We start from the raw sequence: 18,820 nt of genomic DNA on the forward strand, positions 1-18,820 counted from the left end.
CCCTGGCATTCCCACTCTGAAAGAGTGTGCAGCTTGGTTAATTCACTGCGCTCAATCAAGTGCCAAGGTGGTGATGGAGAATGTGCCGGCCTGAAACTGTGGGTCGGCTTTCGGCTCGGCGGCCGGCAATACGTAGTCCATCGCCGGCAGATACACGCGCTGGCGCTCGGCATCGAACGCCATGTTGTAGGCCATCGGCAAGGTGCTGACGGTGACCGCCAGGGCGTAATGGTCGGCGTCCTGCTGATCGATCACTTGCAGGTTTGCATCCACGCCGCTGGGAATCAGCAGCCGACGGTGTGGCGCGTCATAGGCCAGCGCGTTGACGTCACGCCCGATCGGCAACTTTGCTTTCACTTCACCCGTTTCGCGGTCCGCCACGATCAACACTGGCGCATCGCCTCGGCACGCGATGAACAGGCGCTGCCGCTCGACATCCTGGGCCAGCGCGCTGGGCTTGGGGCAGTCGGCGAATTGCCAGGTATCGAGCACGGCAAAGCTGCTGGCGGCATAACGCGCTACCTTGCCTTCATCGCGCATCGGCAGGAAGAAGCTGCCATCGCCCTTGAGCAACAACGGGTCGACTTTCTTTACCGCCAGTTCATGGGCGCCGGTGATGCGTTCGCTTTTGGGATCGAACTCAAACAGCGTCGAACGATCCGCGCGGCGCCCGCTGACGATGATCACCTTGCCGGTGGACGGTTCATACACCGCGCTGTTGAGGTTGCTTTGCGCCACTGCGATGCGCTTGAGCGGCTTGAGTGTGGATAACTTCACCACGCCCAGGCTGCCGTCGGTATTGAGCACAAAGACCCGGTCCAATTCCGGCACGAAGACCACGCCGTTGGCGCCCTCGGACTGGCCCACCGTCTTGACGACGCGCTGGTGCTGCACGTCAAACACAGTCAGGCCGTTTTCGCGGCGGGCCACGAACAGGTAGGGGCGCGTCGGATCAATCCCGACAAAGCCCCAGCTGTGGCCGGCACCGGGCAAGGTCACCCGATGTTCGCGGTGGTACGACGGCCCATCGGCCAGCGCAGACGCGCTGATCAACAGGGCCAGGATTGCACCGAGCTTTTTCATCAGAACTCCAGGGTGCTGGACACCGACACCTGCCGCGCATCACCAATCGACACAAACAGACGGCTGGCCGCCGAGGTGTAGTAGGTGCGGTCGAACAGGTTCTTCACGTTAAGTTGGAACTTGACCTTCTGCCCTTCGATCTTGGTGTTGTAGGTAGCAAACGCGTCCGCCACGGTGTAGCCCGGCAGGGTGAAGTCGTTGGCGGCGTCGCCGGCGCGTTCGCCGACATAGCGTGCGCCGGTGCCCACGCGCAGTTGGTCGCCACCGAAGATGCTGCCGAAGTCGAAGGCCACCGACAGCGAGCCGGTGTGCTTGGCCACGTTTTGCAGGCGGTTGCCTTCCAGGGTAGGGTCGTTGTCCTTGATGTCTTCGGCGTCGGTGTAGGCGTAGCTGCCGATCAGGCTCCACTGGTCGGTCAACTGGCCAGTGGCGTCCAGTTCCAGGCCACGGGAGCGCACTTGGCCGGCGATGCTGTAGATGGTATTCGCGCCGGAACCGACGGAGACCAGTACGTTGCGCTTGTCGATGTTGAACAAGGCGGCGCTGGCGGTGATGCGCCCCGGAATATCGAACTTGGCGCCCAGTTCCCAGGATTTGGACTCTTCCGGTGTCAGGTCGCCGGTCAACGTGCTGCCATCAGCCAACGCCGCAATCGTGGAGTTGGGCTTGAACGATTCGGTGTAGCTACCATAGAACGACAGCTCATCGGTGTAGCGATACACCAGGCCCGCACGCGGCACCCAGGCCTGTCCGTTGCCATTGGTGTTGGCCTTGAATGGCACGCCCTTGCCGGCATATTGGTCGTACATCTGGTAGCGCGCACCGGCCACAAAAATCCACTGGTCGGTGAGATGGATCGCGTCCTGGAAGAACAGCGAGTCGCTGCGCAGCAAGTCAGTCTGGGCGCTGTCGGCGGCGCTGACGGTGGTGCCGGCGACTTCGTTGCCGTACACCGGGTTGTTGTAGTTGAAGGTGCTGCGCGAGTTCTGGCGAATCAGGTCGGCGCGGTAGATCTTGCGGTACTCGTCGTCCATACCGAACACCAGGTCGTTTTGCAGGCCGAACACATTGACCTTGCCTTCCAGGCTGGCCGTAGTGAAACGATCGGTGGTGATCGCGCCCTTGGTGCCGTCCATCTTGCGGGTCAGGGTGCCATTGCTGTTCACCGCACTCACACGCACTTGGCTGGCGTCGTAGGTTTCGCGGTTCCAGCTGTAGCCGAAGTGGGCTTTCCAGTCGTCGTTCAGGTCGTGGTCGGCCTCGAAGCGGTACAGGTCGGAGCGGCCTTCCATGTTGTTGAAGGGCTCATCCAATCGGCGAGTGGACGGGATGTTCAACGGGTGGTTGGTCTTGGGGTCGATGGCGGTGCCACGGTCGAACGGCGAGAGAAACTCGCGGTGCTCGTAGGCAAACAACAACTTGGTGTTGTCGCCATACCAGGCCAGGGACGGCGCCACCAGGGTCTCGCGGTGGGTGCCGAAGTTGCGCCAGTAATCTTCGTCTTCATGGTCGACGATCAGGCGATAGGCCAGGCCGCTGTCACCAATCGGGCCGGTGGTGTCGAGGCTGCCGCCGCTGCCGTTCTTGCCGTCGCCGAAAGTGGAGCCGCGCACGGTCAAGGCGGTGGATTGCACCAGCTCAGGCTTTTTGCTGACGATGTTCACCACACCGCCCGGGTCCTGAATCCCGTACAACAGCGACGACGGGCCCTTGAGCACTTCGACGCGCTCGGCGGTGGCGTTCAGCGCACGGCCCTGCACCACCGGCATGCCGTCCTGCATGATCGAACCGTTACGGTTATCGCCAAAACCGCGCAGCATCACCGCGTCCTGGGTGCTGGCCAAGGTGTTGGCCTGGGTGATGCCGCTGATATTGCCCAGGGCGTCATCCAGGTTTCGTGGGTTCTGGTCGCGCAACACCTGGGCTGGCACCACGTTGACGGTTTGCGGGGTTTCCAGCAGCAGGGCCTTGGAGCGCATGACCGAACTGGTGGGCGGCGGCTGGTAGCTGGTGGTGTCTTGGGCTTGTTGGCTGGCGCCGCTGATGGTGGTGGCGCCGAGGTTCACCGCGCCTTCGGTGGGCATGGGCTCCAGGGCCAGGGTACGGGCATCGATCTGGCGGAAGGTGAAACCGGTGTTGCTCAGCAGGCGTTGCAACGCCTGGGTGGCGCTCATCTGGCCATTGACCGCCGGGGCGCTGAGGCCGTAGGGCGCTTCATCGGTGTAGATCACGCTGATCCCGGTGACCCGGCTGAAATCGCTCAGGGCCTGGGGCAGCGGTTTGGCTGCCAGGGCAAAGTTGAACTGGGTGCTTTGTTGCTCCTGCGCCTGTGCCACGCAAAGGGGCAGCAACGCCAACCCCGATACTGCCAATACCGAGGCTCCCAGCCACTGTTTAACCAAACCGCCCGCCGTCGACTTCATGCTGTGAGAACCCGTGTAGAAAACGCTGTTAATGCGAATTGATCGCAGTTTCAAAGCACTACACGAGTGGGCCGCCGGTTTACCTCACCTTAATTTGCAAAATATTTTATTTATTGCGCCTGGATGCGAAAGCCCATGCGCGGGAAATGCACATGCACGGTGCCTGCACGCTCGTCGGTGCGGCGCAGAATCAGCTCCTCGCGCCCGGCAAACAGCAGTTCACCGGCCACGGGGTCGGTGCCGTAGTCGGTGGCGCTGACGGTCACCTGCTGGCCTGGAACGAAGCCATTCAAATCCTCGAACACTTCATCCGGCAGATTGGCCGGCGTGGCGTTGCGGGAAATCTCCAGGGCCTGCTCGGCACTCATCTGGGAGGACGTGCCATGGCCAAAGCTCAGCACCCGGTCCAGCCAGGCGGCGACAGTCGGGTAAGCGTCCACCAACGGCGCGGTCACGGATGAGCCTTTGAGGAACCACAACGGATGGGCCAGGGAGAAGTCGGCAATGGAAGGCTCGCCGAACAGGAAGTCCCCCGCTTGGTGCTGCAATTGCTGATCGATGCGGCTGACAATCGCCGGCCATTGATGCAGGGCCTGGTCCAGTTGCACGCGAACGGCGGTACCACCGCTGAACAGTTGGCTACGGTCGGCCACCAGCACCTGGAGCATTTGCGGCGGCACCTTGGCAAATTTGACCGCCAGGGATTCGGGCTGGAACACCAGCGCCACGGCATGGGAAAACACCACCGAGTCGGCCCAGGCGGCGAAGCCTTGGGTGACCAACTCCAGGCCTTGGGGAAACAGCGCGGGGGCGGACTTTTCCTGCTCCAGGCGGCGGGCGATCAAGGCGGTGTCGCAGTAGATATCCGCGCCCACTTGCAGCACTGGGGTCTTGCGATAGCCGCCGGTGAGGGCGCTCAAGTCTGGTTTGGGCATCACGGGAGGGATCAGCACCGAGTGCCAGGACAAACCTTTGAAGCCCAGCAACAGGCGGGCTTTTTCCGCGAAAGGGGATTGCGGGTAGTGGTGAAGAATAAGCTCAGACATGCCGGACTCCGCTTGAAAAGTGAGCCGCTAGCTTAGCCTGCAATATTGCGATTGGGGGCGATGGGAACCCATCAGTCAAATCAATGAGCCACTGGCCGCCAGGCATTCCTTGGCGCTTTTCTTCAATTTCTTGATCAGCCGTTCCTGACGCAACGCCTCGCCCTTGCTCGCGCATTGCTCGGTGTACACCAGCGCCACCGCCGGGCTGGAGAGGAAAAACCGCGCGCCCTTGCCGCTCTGGTGGGAGGCAAAACGGCGCACCGGGTCATTGCTGATGCCGCAGTACAGCGCACCATTGGCGGCACGCACCAGGTAGACGAACCAGGGTTTGGGCTCAGAAGGATCAGTCACGGGTCGATTCGGCTAAAACACAGGAGCGCCAAGCTTATCAACGACTGGCCTGGAATGCCTTCAATCCGCGCAACGCCTGGGTACGTACAGCGTTTTTGACGATGGGCGTCCAGCCCAGTAACAGGCCTTTGGTGCCCAATGCCTGGCGTGACCAGCGCCACAGGTCGAAGCTGTCATGGTGCTCGCAGATCTTGCCGTCGCGAAACACAAAGCGCGCCTGGATATCGTTGACCACCGTGTTGCCGGTGGCGCTGAACAGGTAGGTGGCAACCCAATGCGCGCCGCCGCTGCGTTCATCGCTGCGCACGTTGTCGTAGGTCAGGGAGAAGTCCTTGGCGCGGGTGGTGAGCATGCGCCACATATCGCCCGCATCGCGGCCACGCAGTTCGCCGAAGGCCGGGTCGCTGAACACCACGTCATCGGTGTAGCAGGCGGCCATTGCCTCGGCGTCCAGGCGTTGGAAGGCCTGGTAGAAATGGTTGATCAGGGCAGTGTGGGCATCACTCATGGGCAGGCTCCGGGCGAGTGTCAGGGGTGCTGAACGATAATCCGCGCAAAGAGGGAAAGCCACGGCTATTCGCCATAGGAATGAATGATGCCCCGTGGCGTTAAAGGTAGACGATGTCCAACGTTGCACTGCCATCAATCAGGATTTCTTCACTTAACGGCAAGTCACGTGCACGCGTGATGGTTGTGGCGATGACCACATCGGTTCGCATGACCATCAGCGGTTGGGGAACCGGGTCTACGCTACTGGCGCCATTGACGGTGCGCATCCAGTCAGGTTGCCAGACCGTGTTGTCGGGGGCTTCGAACCAGGCCTGACCATTGACGGACTCGATCAACCTGCCAGGCGCGTTGTCTACCGTGGCGTTGATCATCTTCAGGGTGTACCAGCCGATTTTAACGTTGCCAGCAGCCAGGCCCAGGCCGAAATTGGGCAAGGCCCCCTCCCATTCCGCCGAGGTCCCAGCCCGATTGTCCTTGCTCTTGACGGCCACCAGCGTCGGCGCTTCACAACTGATCGATAATGGGAGCAGTGCCTCAGGCAATACCGTATTACCGTTGAAAACAAGATCTTTCGCCGAGATTTTGCCGTGATCCACGACCCCGCCATTGGCCAACATTGGTGTACACGCAGCGGGGGTAATACTGCCCTTGATACTCAGATCCACACTGGAAGCCGCCAGTGTTTGCCCAACACCGACCAACGCAAGAGTGGCGGCGGCCAGGCTTAATAGTTTTTTCATCACGCAAGTACTCTGAGGAGTGCGTTATTAGTATCAAACATACCGATGCGTTACTGCACCAGAAGTCTCAACCCATACACTCTGTTATTAGACTAGGGATTTGGCTCCAGAAACCTCACTAGAGCACGCACTTATTTTATCTCCCGACCACGCCCCTCCCCATGCAACTATTACGAATAACCCGTAACTAAGGCACCATCCCGACATCGCGCGCATAAGCAAACAAATCTACGTCCGTAGAGATACACAGCCTATTCATGGCCGTACTCTTTTGTTTGCTGATAGTTGAAATACTGCGATTGACCCGCGCGGCAATCTGGCTGACGGTCATGCCACTGGCCAGCATGCGCACCACCTCCTGCTCCTTGCCGGACAAGGTGGGCGTCTGGGTCGGCTGAGAACCGCACACCTGGTCCAACTGCACACGCAGGCACTCACTGACAAACTGTCGCCCCTGCACCACGGCTTTAAGCGCCAGGGGCAGCTCCCTGGCCGATGCGCTCTTGGCGATGACGCCTCGGGCGCCGTGGGAAAAGGCCGTGCGCAAGGTGGCGATGTTGGCAAACATCGTCACAAGGATCACAGGCACATCAGGGTACTGGCGGTTCAATAAACCCAATAGTCCATAACCGTCAGCTTGTTGATTACCGGGCATGGCAAAGTCCGTCACGATCACGTCACACGGTAGTTGGCTAACCAACTCCAAAAGTTGGTCGGGACCCTCTGCCTCACCCACTACTTTGCATTTTCCACTCGCCTCGATCACCACTCTCTGGCCCACGCGAACAATAGGGTGATCGTCAGCAATAATGATGCGAATCATCGGTCTTTCCATGATGGCAATTTGAGAGCGCAAAAATACCGCGATCATGCTCTTGCAACAACAGGAAATAATTCACCGAATTTGCGTCATACCCCGCATTTAAAGAGCCAAGCACTACCTCCTACATAATTAAGAGAAATTACATACAGAAAAGTACTACATAACTAATGGATAAATTCCTTCATAGATGTGCCAGATAATTCAGATAACGCTCAACCCCCCCACGAAACACGTCCAACGCCGAACGATTCATCGCCACTCCGGTTGAATGAACCTGCCTGATCAATTGCAACGCACCGGCCTCCAGGCCCGTTTCCCCCAGGAATGCCACGCTCCCCACCAGGCGATGCAGACACTGGGTGGCCATCCGGGCATCCCGCACCACCTGCGCATGGGCCAGCACCGCCAAGTCGGCATAGGCCTCCTGGATCAGACTGAACACCATAGGCTCGACCACATCCCACGAACCAAAGGCCTCGATCAGGCTGGCACGGCTGGGGAAAACAGCGCTGCTCGCCGAGGCCGAACTGGGTTCCTCGTCGGTGTTGGTCGCAGATTCCGGCTGAGGCAGCCAACAACGCAACACCTCGCGCAATTGCGCAAACCCGATCGGCTTGACCAGCCAGCCGTCCATCCCGCACGCCAAGCACTGGCGAATCTCCTCAGGCCCCAGGCTGCCGGTCAGACCCAGCACGATGATGGGTGCACGCCCTTCAATCCGCTCCCGGCGGCGCAGTTCGCAGGTCATGGTGTAGCCATCCATGACCGGCATGCGGCAATCACTGATAACCAGATCGAAATGCTCGGCAGCCAGTGCCTGCAACGCTTGCTGCCCATCACGGCAACACCGATGGGCCACGCCAAGCTTTTCCAGGAGTGAGCCGAGCAGCAATCGATAGGTGTAATGGTCGTCCACTACAAGCACACGAACCTGTGACCAGGCGATCTCAGGCAAGGTGACAGGCGGACCTGGGGGGGGGAAGTAGCCAGGCATAGTGCCCTCAATAGAGAGCGATCCGCTCACCCGAACTTTTCGCAATAAGGTCGCTGCCAAGAATCCAAATGAATTGGATTCAGGCCACAAATGAACGCGAAAAATATCCGAATGCGTGATCAGCCGCGATACAACAACTACGACAACGCCACCTCCACGCGCGAAAAACGCGGTTTTCTGACTAAACAACCCCCTTTTGTCATTGCCACCCTGTCATTCGTAATAGTTGCATTTCCGCCCTCAGCTCCTGCCGCTAAATTCCTCCCCGCTTTCCCTGAAGCAGCGCGTGCCCGCCACAACCATAAAACCCATGGGCAACTTCACCGCGCCAATCTGTCCCACGCCCTTGCATAGGAATACCTGTTGTGATGAAAGACTCTCTCGCCGCCCTGGCCGGCGCCTTGTTGATTGCCAATGGCACTGTGGCGCTGGCCACCAGCACCGTGGACCTGTCGGTAAAAGGCGCGATTACGCCGAGCGCCTGCACCCCCAGCCTCAGCGACGGCGGCGTGGTGGATTACGGCAAGATCGCCGTCAAGGACCTGTCCCCCACCGGCACGACTGTGCTCCCTCGCCTGAGCATCCAACTGACCGTGGACTGCGAAGCCCAGACATTGTTTGCCCTCAATGGCCGGGATAACCGCTTGGGATCTTCCATCTTTCCTGCCCTCAACTATATGTACGGCCTGGGCATGGTCAGCGGCAACGTGAAGCTGGGCGCCTATCAGATAGGCGTGTTCGACCCGGTGGCGGACGAACCGATCTATCCGCTGTATTCCTCCGACCAGGGCGCAACCTGGCTGGTGAACTCGTTCGGCAGTTACATGGGCCATTACCACTGGACTGCATTTGGCGACTCCACCACGCCCAAGGCACTGCGCACCGTAAAGGTTGACCTGCGCTTCCTCACCGAAATCGCACGTGTGCGAGACCTGCCCATCACCGAGGAAATGCCCATCGACGGCAGCGCCACACTGGACATGATCTACCTCTAACGCCTCTCCACATACAAAAGGACCTGTGCCCATGGATAAACCCACCCTCGCCTTGCTGCTCGCAGCCCTGGCGCCCGGCGCCTTTGCCGCCAGCAGTACCGACTTGAATGTCTCCGGCACGATCACCCCCAGCGCCTGCGCGCCCGTGCTGTCCAATGGCGGTTTGATCGACCACGGCAAAATGACCTCCAAGGATCTGCAACCGGCCTCCCCTACTCGGCTGGAGCCCGCGGAAATCCAGCTTGAAGTGCTGTGCGAGGGTGAGACCTTTTTTACCTTGACCACCGTGGACAACCGCGCGGGCACGTCCGCCATCAACCCGAGGCACCACGGCCTGGGCCTGACCCCGGAAAAAGAAAAACTGGGCAGCGTGGCGTTCTCGCTGTTCGACCCGGTGGCCGATGCACAACCGGTCAAGGTCATCATATCGAGCAACGGCGGAGCCAACTGGTACGCCAACCCCTACCTGGGGCACGAGGCACTGACCTCATTCGCCGCCCTCGACGGTCCCAACACGCCCATCGCCCTGAAAACCCTGAACGCCCGCTTGCGCACGTTCGCCATCATCGTGCCCGCCACCGACCTGACGCTGCTCGATGAAGTGCCGATCGATGGCCAAGCCACGTTGCAGCTCAAGTACTGGTAAGCCGCCATTCATTCCATCCCCCTAGTTAGGAGCCACACCATGAAAACCCTCAACGCCCTGTTCGCCACCCTGCTGCTCACTGGAGCGGGCAGCGCCGTCGCCGCCTCCAGCGTGGACTTGACCGTGCGCGGGTTGATCACCCCGAGTGCCTGTGAACCGACGCTGGCCGGCGGCGGCAATGTGGAGATCGGCAAGATTTCCGCCAAGGACCTCAACGCCGATACCTACACTCGCCTGCCCGACCAAACCGTGCAACTGACCGTCACCTGCGACGCCGCGACCCTGGTGGCGATCGAGCCCAAGGACAACCGCGCGGGGTCCGCTTTCGAGCCCAGCAATACGAACTTTGGCCTGGGCCTGGTCAATGGCAGCGAGAAACTCGGTGCCTTCCAGATGCACCTGCAATCGCCGGTCGGTGACGGCACGGAACTGGGCCCGATTTCCTCCAGTGATGGCGGCCTGACCTGGACCCGCTTCATGTACCTGACCAACGACGGCATCACCTCCGTGGCCAACACCACTGCCATCGCCCCGGTACCGGTGCAGTCGCTGGTCGCCGACGTGGTTCTCACCTCCTACATTGCCCCGGCCAGCAGCCTGACCCTGACCGAAGAAGTGCCCATCGACGGTTCGGCGACCCTGACCGTCAAGTACCTGTAATGCAAAACGGGCGCAAGGCAGTGCCTTGCGCCCAGTGCTGTTCCCACGGATGTCCCCTTCACACGGTTCCAACAACAGACCATGAACACGTTCTCACACCGCCTGATCACGCTCTGTCTCTGCCTGGCCAGCACCCCTGCGCTGTGCGCCTCCAAGGTTGATGTGACGTTGACCGGCAGTATCACGCCCAGCGCTTGCACGCCGACGCTGTCCCCCAGCGGTATCGTCGATCACGGGCGGGTTCCGGCCCGCTCACTCAATCAATACGAGTTCACCGAACTGCCGGCCAGGACGCTGGACATGAGCGTGACCTGCAACCAACCGGTGCTGTTCGTGCTGGTGGGCGTGGATAACCGTGCCGACTCCTCCGTGGGGCCGGGTTTCTATTACGGCCTGGGCAACAACGTCCACGCCCCGGCCGAACGCCTGGGCTCGGTGGCCCTGGCCATTCGTGAAGCGATGGGCGACGGCCAGCGCGCCATTGTGCTGGCCTCCAGCAACAAGGGCCTGACCTGGTTTCCCGAAACCAACGCCTACCCGAATAACTACATGGGCTTTGCGCACCCCGGCACCCTGATCCCGGACCCGCACAGCCAACTCACCGCCAAGCTGGAAATCAAAACGTCGATTAACGCCGCCGCCTACCTGACCCTCGACCAAGAGGTGCCGCTGGACGGCTCCATCGTGCTAGACCTGAGGTATCTGTAGTCATGTTCCCCTTCCCTTGCGTTGCCTTAATAACACGGGTGTTCAACCTGGTTCGCTACACCGGCCTTTACCTCGCCGCCCTGGCCCTGACGCTGTGGGGCCCAACCCTGGTGCTCGCCGATGGCATGGTGCCGGACACCTCGGTGGTGATCGTCAATGAAGCCGATGGCGAAGCCGCCGTGTCGGTGACCAACACCGATGCCAAGCTCGCCCTGCTGCACGTCACCCTGGAAGACATTCCCGAAGACCCGGCGTCGTTGCTGTTTGTCACGCCACCGCTGACGCGGGTCGAGCCGGGCAAGAGCCAGCTGATCCGCTTCATCCTGCAATCGCCCACGCCGTTGACCACCCAGCGCCTCAAGCGCGTGATCTTCGAGGGCATGCCCCAAGGCCGCGCCACCGGCCAGGCCGGCCATGCCCGCGTGGGTGTGACGGTGCGCCAGAACCTGCCGGTGATCCTGCACCCCAAGGGCCTGGCGCCGAACCGCACGCCGTGGACCGGTTTGGTCTGGCGCCTTGAAAACCAACAACTGAGTGTGAATAACCCGACACCTTACGTTGTACGCCTGGCACAGGAATTGACCCTGCTACCCGGCAAAGGCTCGGCGTTGTTACCGCGCACCTACGTGCTGCCCGGCGAAACCCTGAGCGTCGCCGCCAGCCAGGCCCAGGCCAGCACCGTGCAGATGCAGCCGGCCACGGTCTACGGGTTTGCGGTAGCCCCGTACCAAGCACCGATCACCCTTTGATCGCAGCGCCGGCGGGAGCAATGCTGGCGCCCTGATAACGAAGTGGCCTCCCACTGAAGGCCACCGGGAGCTTGTCTCGCCAAAGGATCGGCGCGGGCCTGCCTCCACTTATTCGAGTACGACGTGTGAGCACAGTTATGACTGATCGCGACGGCGAAGCCGTGCCTGGGGTTTCATCCTCCCGCACGCGCCAGCTGCTGGCGGGCCTTGCGCTGGCCGTGGGTACGGCGCTGCCAACCAGCGAACCCCTGGCCGATGACCTTGCAGGATCGTTCGATCCGCAAACCTTGTCCCAGCGCGGCATCGACCCACAGTTGGCCAACCTGCTGCTGGAAGCCCCTCGCTTCGCGGCGGGGCGCCACGCCCTCAACCTCAACGTGAACGGCCAACGGCGTGGCCGGGTGGATGTGCTGTTCGACGGGCAAGGCGCGCTGTGTTTCAACCAAGCGCTGCTGGACGCGGGCAACCTGCGCGTGCCGGCCGATGAGAGCGAGTGCCATGCCTTCCTCGACGCTTACCCACAGACCGTGATCGAGCAAGACCCGGCCACCCTCAGCCTATCGCTGGTGGTGCCCACCGAGGCCTTGCGCCCCGCCGTGCGCGACGTGTCCGGCTACCAGACCGGCGGTTTTGCCGGGTTGCTCAACTATGACCTGAGCGGCCTGTACAACGAGTACGGCGACGACAACAGCCGCTTCGGCTCGGCCAATACCGAGGTGGGCTTCAACGCCGGTGACTGGATCGTGCGCAGCCGCCAGGTACGTACCTGGCAAGACAAGGTGGCGCGCACCACCCACCTGGACGCCTACGCCCAGCGCACGTTCGCCGAGCAACAAGCGGTGTTCCAGGCCGGGCAGATCAACCTGTACAACCCGGTGCTGGCCGGCGCGCAGATCACCGGCGCCCAAGTGCTCACCGAAACCGCGCTGCAAGACCAGAACCAGGGCGCGACCATCACCGGCATCGCCAACAGCCCGGCCCAGGTGGAGATCCGCCAGAACGGCACGTTGATTCATTCCACCGTGGTACCCGCCGGGCCGTTTTCCCTCACCGATGTACGGCGCCTGAACAGCCGCTCCGATGTGGAAGTCACGGTCAAGGAAACCAGCGGCGAGGAGCGGCGCTTTACCGTGCCAGCGGCCATGCTCGGCCTGGGATTGCCAGCGCCGGGTTACTCGGTGGCAGCTGGGCGCGTGCGCAAGGTCGGCGCCGGCGAAGGCGCCGAGCCGTGGGTGGTCAGCGGCGGCTGGAGTGGCGCACTGCACCCGCAGGTCAGCATCGGCGGCGGCGCACTGGCGGCCGAAGATTACCGCGCGGTGGGCGCGAACATTGGCTGGTTGCCGAGGCAGGACAGCCAATTCCAAGTCACCACCCAAGTCGCCCAGGCCACGCGCACCGGCAACGAGCGTGGGGTGCAAACCGACCTATCATGGTCCCAGCGCCTGAGCGAACGCTGGGCAATCACCACCGCAGGTTCCTGGCGCAGCCTGGGCTACCGCGACCTGGACGACTCCACCTACACCACCGATACCCGCGAGCAGCGCCGTTCCCGTTATCGCGACCAGCAAAGCGCCACGGCGTCCTGGTCGCACCCGATGCTCGGTGCGTTCAGCGCAGGCATCTCGCGCTCGTCCTCGTTTACCGGCGACAGCAGCAGCCGCGCCTTGGCGTCATGGGGCACCAGCTTTGGACGGGTGTCGGTGTCGGCCAGCGCCGAGTGGCAAGTCGGCGGGCGCCAGCAAAGTGATGACAGCGTGTACCTGAACATCAGCATGCCCTTGGGCGAAAGCCGTCGCGGCCGCGCCTGGGCGCGCAATGCCGGTGGCGAGCACCGCATCGGCGCCGGGGTCAGCGAACAACTCAATGACCAGTTGAGCTACCAGGTGGGCGTTGAACGCGACAGCCGCGACCGTGAGGTGGAGTCGTCCGTCGGCGTCTCGGCGCTGCCGTACTACAGCCAGCTGGACTTCAACTACACCCGTAACAATCAGGAACGCTCCAGCTACCAGGGCGGCGCACGCGGCGGCGTGGTGCTGCACGGCGATGGCCTGACCTTTTCGCCCTACCCGGTGCGCGAGACCTTTGCCGTGATGTCGGTGGGCGACATGGCCGGGATCAAGGTCAGCACCCCCAGCGGCCCGGTATGGACCGACTGGCAAGGCCAGGCCGTGGTGCCGCAATTGAGCCCCTATGGACGCAGCCCGGTGGAAGTGCAAACCCGTTCGCTGCCGCGCAATGCCGACATCAGCAACGGTTTGGCGGTGCTGTCGGCCGGGCGTGGCGCGGTGGACAAAGTCGAGTTCGGCGTAGCTCTCACCCGCCGCGCACTGCTTAACGTGACCCGCGCAGACGGCCAGCCGTTGCCCCGTGGCGCGGCAGTGAGCACCGCCGACGGCGAGTTCGTGACCCTGGTGCAGGAAGGTAGCCAAATCTTTTTGCCTGACGTGCTGGACCGCCGCGAGCTGTGGGTCAGCGCTCCCGGCCAACCCCGTTGCCGCCTGGACTTCGAGCTGCCCGAACGCGGCGACCCCGAGGTGTATTTCGAAACCGCACCAGCGCGGTGCCAACCATGAGGACGCGCACCATGGGCCTGAAACCGGTCTTGCTGTCACTGAGCGTATTGCTGGGCACGAACGCCTGGGGCATGGATGAATGCCAATTGAACCTCAGCGAAACCCGCGTGGATTTCGGCCTGATGAACCGGGCTGTCACACAAGGTTCAGCGACCGAGCGCCTGTTGGGTGAGCGCCGCTTGAGCCTGAGCCTGAACTGTCCCAACCCGACCGACCTGAGCCTGTTCTACCGGGCCTTGGCGGCCGGTGGCGAGCGCTTCCAATGGACTGCGCGTGGCAACTACAGCCTGCTAGCCAGTGACGCGCTGCTCGACGGCCAGCCAGTGGAGTTGGGCTTGTTGCCCGGCAGCGGCCAGCCGCCGGTGAGTAGCGGGGCAACCCTGCGCTGGCGCCCTGAGCACGGCGTGGTGCCGATGCGTGGGGGCGTACCCGTAAGCGGGCAAAGTTTGTTGCTGCAACTTCAAGTCAGCGCCTGGGCCACGAACGACGCGTTGCGCGTCAGCGATGCCGTGACCTGGGACACCAGCGGCGTGTTCGACGCGATCCACGCCGGACGTTCGCGGGAGCTGCGCCTGCAAGCCCGGTTTGCTCCGGCTGCGTGCACGCCAAGCCTGTCCAACGGCGGCACGGTGGCCTTCGGCAAGCTGTCGGTGATGGACCTGAGCATCGACAAGGAAACCACCCTGCCCGCGCGCCCGTTGGTGGTGAGCGTGACATGCGATGCGCCCACCGCGTTCGCCCTGCGCTTGCAGGACAACCGCCAGGGATCGGCCAGCGGCCCAAGTGATGAAACCACCTATGGGCTGGGGCTCGACGCCCAGCAGCAAAAAATCGGGCGCTACCGCCTGATCTTCGACCCACTGCGCACCACCGCCGACAGCTTTGCCCAGCTGTACCGCACCGACTCCGCCACCGGCGCCTTGCCATGGAGCAGTGCCAGCGCCAACCCGCTGGCGATTGGCGCCAGCCGCTTCCTCGGTTTCAGCGCCAGCGCCGGCAGCACCAGCGGCCCCGAGCCGATTCAACAACTGAGCGCCACCACGAGCCTGGAAGCGGTCATCGCACCACTGGGCACGTTGGACCTGGGCAGCGAAGTGCGCCTCGACGGCGCCGCCACCCTCGAAATCAACTACCTCTAGGAGCAATCGCATGAACCGTACCCTGATGCCATTGGCCGCTTTGGCCGTGCTGAGTGGCACCGCACATGCCGCGTCCACCGTCGATCTGGCGGTCACCGGGCTGATCACGCCCATGGCCTGCACGCCGCTGCTCTCCGGCGGTGGACTGGTGGACTTCGGCAAGATCTCACGCAACGACCTCAACCTCACCAACGGCACGCGCCTGCCGCACAAGTACCTGACCCTCACCGTCAACTGCAACGCCCCCGGCCGCTTCGCCCTGCGCATGCGCGACAACCGCGACGGCACGGCCCACGTCAACAGCGAGATTTTCTACGGGCTGGGGCTGGATACCAGCGGCAACAAGATCGGCGTGTACTCGGTGAGCTTCGACCCCAAGCAAACCGTGGTCGATGACCTGGCCGTGGTGTACGGCACCGAATCCACCACTGGCGGCCTGGCGTGGCGTATGGCGAATCTCAACCCTATTGATGTGGGCTCGCGCAGCCTGCTCGGCTTTACCGATGTGGTTGGCAGCACCGCCGGCCCATCGGCCATCCAGACGCTCACCAGCACCCTGAAGCTGGAAGCCACCCTCAACGCCCGGCAGAACCTGGACCTCAGTGTGGAAACACCGATGGATGGGTCGGCCACGTTGGAAGTTGTGTACCTGTAACCCTTGTTTTCCCTAATCCCTGTAACCCCTAGTAGGAGCAACACCATGAGCATCACCCGTAACCTTCTGGTCACCGCACTGCTGACGAGCGCCGGCCATGCTGTCGCCGCGTCGAGTATCGACATGAGTATCAGAGGGTCGATTACCCCCAGCGCCTGTGAGCTGAGCCTGGCCAACGGCGGCGTCTTTGACCTGGGTAAAGTGGCCGCCAAAGACCTGCAGGCCGAACAGCCAACGAATCTTGAGGAACTGAATACGCAACTGGCCGTGACCTGCGAAGCCGCCACGCTGATGGGGATCGAGTTCAAGGACAACCGTGCAGGCTCATCCTTTTTCGATCAAGACAACACCTTCGGGCTGGGGTTGATCAACGGCAACCAGAAGCTGGGCCACATAGGGGCAACCCTCACCTCCTACATGGCCGATGGGACCAGGGCCTTCGGTATCCACTCGATGGACGGCGGCTTGACGTGGGCCGCTGGCGGCGGCGCCAAACCCGGCAGCCTGTCATCGGTCTATACGGCCGCTCCCATGGCCCCGGTGCCGGTGCAAGTGATGACTGCCAAGATGATTCTCGATGCGTCCATTGCCCCGGCCAAAGGCCTGACACTGACCGATGAAGTGCCCATCGACGGCTCGATCACGATGACCGTCAGGTACCTGTAACGCAAGCTGAGTGCAGGGCAGTCCACCTGTGGCCTGCCTTGCGCCCACAGAACACATCTCCCCGAGCAGGAGCAACACCTTGAGCACCCCGCGTAACCTTTTGATCAGCGCATTGCTGGCAAGCGTCACAGGCGCCGAGGCCGCATCGACGGTCAACCTGGCCGTCAACGGCCTGATCGTCCCCAGCGCATGCACACCCACCCTGAGCCATGGCGGTGAAGTCGACTACGGCAAAGTCGCCGCACGGGACCTGAACCTCAACACCATGACTCACCTGCCCAACGTGACACTGCAATTGGCCGTCAATTGCGAGGCCGCCACCCTGTTTGCACTCAAAGGGATCGACAATCGCCCAGGCACCACCTACGAAGCACGCAGTTTCGGCCTGGGCATTATCAACGGCACGGAAAAAGTCGGTGGTTACTACACGATCTTGAACAACGCCAGCGCCGACGGCCGAGCGTTGACGCCAATCGGATCCAGCGATGGCGGCGCTACTTGGCAAGCCCCCACGGGCGGCAACCTGTGGTGGTTCGCGTCTGACCTGGCAGCGTTCGGCAACAACGCCAGTGGTGTGGTGGCGCCAGTGGCCATTCGCACGCTAAGCAGTGACCTGTTGGTTAGGGGCTATATCGGCGCCGCTGCAACCTTGACGTTGACCGAAGAGCAACCCATCGACGGCTCGATGACGGCAGAAGTGTTTTACCTCTAGGTCTCACACTTTTTCGCTGACGACCGCCACATAAGCGGCCCGCCCCGCCCCCCACCCGGCGACGATCGCGCCCAGGCCGATCACACCGAACACCCAGCCGGTGGCGCCCCAGCCACCGGTCCAGTCATGCAACACCCCCACCGCCAACGGGCCCATGGAGGCCAGCGTATAGCCGATGCCTTGGGCCATGCCTGACAGGTTGGCGGCGACGTGGGAATCGCGTGAGCGCAACACGATCAGGGTCAGCGCCAGACTGAACGTGCCGCCCTGGCCCAACCCCAACAGGATCGCCCAGCCCCACAAGCCTTCGAGCGGCGCAAACAGGCAACCGAACAGCCCGCCAAGGGTGAGCAGCATCACCACCACAATGGCCAGGCGCTGGTCCTTGCCTCGCGTGGCCAGCCACGGTGCAGTCAGGGCGCTGAGCAGTTGCACGATGATCGAACCGGACAACAGCAAACCGGCTTCGGTAGCACTGAGGCCACGGCTGATCAGGATCGAGGGCACCCAGCCAAACACGATGTAGGCCAGGGACGATTGCAGGCCCATATACAGGGTGACCTGCCAGGCCAACGGATCGCGCAGCAAGCCCTTGACCCGATAGGCCACCTGATGGGCGCCGTGTTTTTGCCCGACCTGGGGCAACCAGAACACTGCCGCCACCAGCGCGGGCACGATCCAGAAGCCCAGGCCCAGGTTCCAGCTATCACCAAAATAGTGACTCAACGGCACCGTGGCACCCGCCGCCAGCGCTGCGCCCAGGCACAACGCCATGGTGTACACGCCGGTCATGGTGCCCGCCTGCTTGGCGAAGTCGCGCTTGACGATACCGGGCAACAACACACCGATGATGCCGATGCTGGCCCCTGCAACCAGGCTGCCAGCGAACAGCCCGGCTTCACCGAATGAGCTGCGCAGGATGATGCCTGCGGCCAGCGTCAACAAAATCCCCAGCACCACGCGCTCGGCACCAAAACGCCGTGCCAGGATCGGCGCCAGCGGCGCGAACAGGCCAAGGCACAACACCGGCAAGGTGGTCAGCAAACCGGCCTTGGCTGCCGACAGTCCCAAACTGGCCGACACGTCGTTGAGCAACGGCGACAGACTAGACAGCGCCGGGCGCAGGTTCAGCGCCACCAGGATCAGGCCCAGCAGCAACAACCACGGGCGGTTTACCAGCGGCTGTGTGTGTTGGATCACGTCGTCGTCGGCTTCGGCGTCGATCAACAGTTCTTCAAGCTTGGTTTCGGAGGTCATTGATCAACTGCCGGCAGAGGGACGGGCGTTTGCCCTGATCACTGGTTGAAAAGTCCCACAGCCTATTCGGACGTGCCTACAAGAGCAACG

The 18,820-nt window shown here is 62.3% G+C and carries 19 protein-coding genes; 10 read left to right on the forward strand and 9 right to left on the reverse strand.

Going from position 1 to position 18,820, the window contains the following annotated elements; translation table 11 throughout:
• Positions 1-51: 51 nt before the first annotated feature.
• From ACLD1Y_RS14995 to ACLD1Y_RS15030, 8 genes are all read right to left on the reverse strand, one after another.
• Positions 52-1,083 (reverse strand): YncE family protein, encoded by a 1,032-nt coding sequence (locus ACLD1Y_RS14995; protein WP_429478674.1) that lies wholly within the window; start codon positions 1,081-1,083, stop codon positions 52-54.
• The gene (locus ACLD1Y_RS15000; protein ID WP_429478675.1) at positions 1,083-3,506 is read right to left on the reverse strand and encodes a TonB-dependent siderophore receptor; all 2,424 of its coding nucleotides are present in this window, start codon (positions 3,504-3,506) and stop codon (positions 1,083-1,085) included. Before ACLD1Y_RS15000 ends, ACLD1Y_RS14995 begins: the two co-directional genes overlap by 1 nt.
• Positions 3,507-3,616: 110 nt before the next feature.
• Entirely contained in the window at positions 3,617-4,552 is a 936-nt protein-coding gene (locus ACLD1Y_RS15005) for a glutathione S-transferase family protein (RefSeq protein ID WP_429478676.1), read from the reverse strand.
• Between the two features lie 75 nt (positions 4,553-4,627).
• Entirely contained in the window at positions 4,628-4,903 is a 276-nt protein-coding gene (locus ACLD1Y_RS15010; protein WP_090409144.1) for a GIY-YIG nuclease family protein, read from the reverse strand.
• Between the two features lie 37 nt (positions 4,904-4,940).
• Positions 4,941-5,411: a nuclear transport factor 2 family protein gene (locus tag ACLD1Y_RS15015; RefSeq protein WP_429478677.1), complete on the reverse strand. Its 471-nt coding sequence runs from the start codon at positions 5,409-5,411 to the stop codon at positions 4,941-4,943.
• A gap of 100 nt (positions 5,412-5,511) precedes the next feature.
• The gene (locus ACLD1Y_RS15020; protein ID WP_429478678.1) at positions 5,512-6,153 is read right to left on the reverse strand and encodes a DUF1120 domain-containing protein; all 642 of its coding nucleotides are present in this window, start codon (positions 6,151-6,153) and stop codon (positions 5,512-5,514) included.
• A 187-nt stretch (positions 6,154-6,340) separates the two neighbouring features.
• Positions 6,341-6,976: a response regulator gene (locus ACLD1Y_RS15025; RefSeq protein WP_429478679.1), complete on the reverse strand. Its 636-nt coding sequence runs from the start codon at positions 6,974-6,976 to the stop codon at positions 6,341-6,343.
• A 181-nt stretch (positions 6,977-7,157) separates the two neighbouring features.
• Positions 7,158-7,970 carry a response regulator gene (locus ACLD1Y_RS15030; RefSeq protein WP_429478680.1) on the reverse strand — a complete coding sequence of 271 codons (813 nt, stop codon included), beginning with the start codon at positions 7,968-7,970 and terminating at the stop codon, positions 7,158-7,160.
• A gap of 368 nt (positions 7,971-8,338) precedes the next feature.
• Here ACLD1Y_RS15030 and ACLD1Y_RS15035 point away from each other — a divergent pair, with 368 nt between their 5' ends.
• The 10 genes from ACLD1Y_RS15035 (at position 8,339) to ACLD1Y_RS15080 (ending at position 17,473) form a co-directional block, all read left to right on the forward strand.
• Complete coding sequence (locus ACLD1Y_RS15035; RefSeq protein ID WP_429478682.1) at positions 8,339-8,965, forward strand: DUF1120 domain-containing protein; 627 nt, start codon at positions 8,339-8,341, stop codon at positions 8,963-8,965.
• Positions 8,966-8,996: 31 nt separating this feature from the next.
• The gene (locus tag ACLD1Y_RS15040; RefSeq protein ID WP_429478683.1) at positions 8,997-9,611 is read left to right on the forward strand and encodes a DUF1120 domain-containing protein; all 615 of its coding nucleotides are present in this window, start codon (positions 8,997-8,999) and stop codon (positions 9,609-9,611) included.
• Between the two features lie 39 nt (positions 9,612-9,650).
• A complete protein-coding gene (locus ACLD1Y_RS15045; protein WP_429478684.1) occupies positions 9,651-10,271 on the forward strand; it encodes a DUF1120 domain-containing protein in 621 nt (206 codons plus the stop codon).
• Between the two features lie 81 nt (positions 10,272-10,352).
• Positions 10,353-10,979, forward strand: coding sequence for a DUF1120 domain-containing protein (locus ACLD1Y_RS15050; RefSeq protein ID WP_429478686.1), 627 nt, complete (start codon positions 10,353-10,355; stop codon positions 10,977-10,979).
• Positions 10,980-10,981: 2 nt separating this feature from the next.
• Positions 10,982-11,728 (forward strand): fimbria/pilus chaperone family protein, encoded by a 747-nt coding sequence (locus tag ACLD1Y_RS15055; protein WP_429478687.1) that lies wholly within the window; start codon positions 10,982-10,984, stop codon positions 11,726-11,728.
• A gap of 125 nt (positions 11,729-11,853) precedes the next feature.
• Positions 11,854-14,301 carry a fimbria/pilus outer membrane usher protein gene (locus ACLD1Y_RS15060; protein WP_429478688.1) on the forward strand — a complete coding sequence of 816 codons (2,448 nt, stop codon included), beginning with the start codon at positions 11,854-11,856 and terminating at the stop codon, positions 14,299-14,301.
• Positions 14,302-14,312: 11 nt separating this feature from the next.
• A complete protein-coding gene (locus ACLD1Y_RS15065) occupies positions 14,313-15,440 on the forward strand; it encodes a DUF1120 domain-containing protein (protein ID WP_429478689.1) in 1,128 nt (375 codons plus the stop codon).
• A 10-nt stretch (positions 15,441-15,450) separates the two neighbouring features.
• Positions 15,451-16,095, forward strand: coding sequence for a DUF1120 domain-containing protein (locus ACLD1Y_RS15070; RefSeq protein ID WP_429478690.1), 645 nt, complete (start codon positions 15,451-15,453; stop codon positions 16,093-16,095).
• Between the two features lie 45 nt (positions 16,096-16,140).
• Positions 16,141-16,761: a DUF1120 domain-containing protein gene (locus ACLD1Y_RS15075; RefSeq protein WP_429478691.1), complete on the forward strand. Its 621-nt coding sequence runs from the start codon at positions 16,141-16,143 to the stop codon at positions 16,759-16,761.
• A 79-nt stretch (positions 16,762-16,840) separates the two neighbouring features.
• Positions 16,841-17,473, forward strand: coding sequence for a DUF1120 domain-containing protein (locus ACLD1Y_RS15080; RefSeq protein WP_429478692.1), 633 nt, complete (start codon positions 16,841-16,843; stop codon positions 17,471-17,473).
• A 3-nt stretch (positions 17,474-17,476) separates the two neighbouring features.
• Here ACLD1Y_RS15080 and ACLD1Y_RS15085 read toward each other — a convergent pair whose 3' ends face one another.
• On the reverse strand, positions 17,477-18,730 hold the full coding sequence (locus tag ACLD1Y_RS15085) for a CynX/NimT family MFS transporter (RefSeq protein WP_429478693.1): 1,254 nt from the start codon (positions 18,728-18,730) through the stop codon (positions 17,477-17,479).
• Positions 18,731-18,820 lie beyond the last annotated feature (90 nt).

It is taken from the genome of Pseudomonas sp. 18175, from assembly GCF_050432925.1.
Classification (GTDB): Bacteria; Pseudomonadota; Gammaproteobacteria; order Pseudomonadales; family Pseudomonadaceae; genus Aquipseudomonas.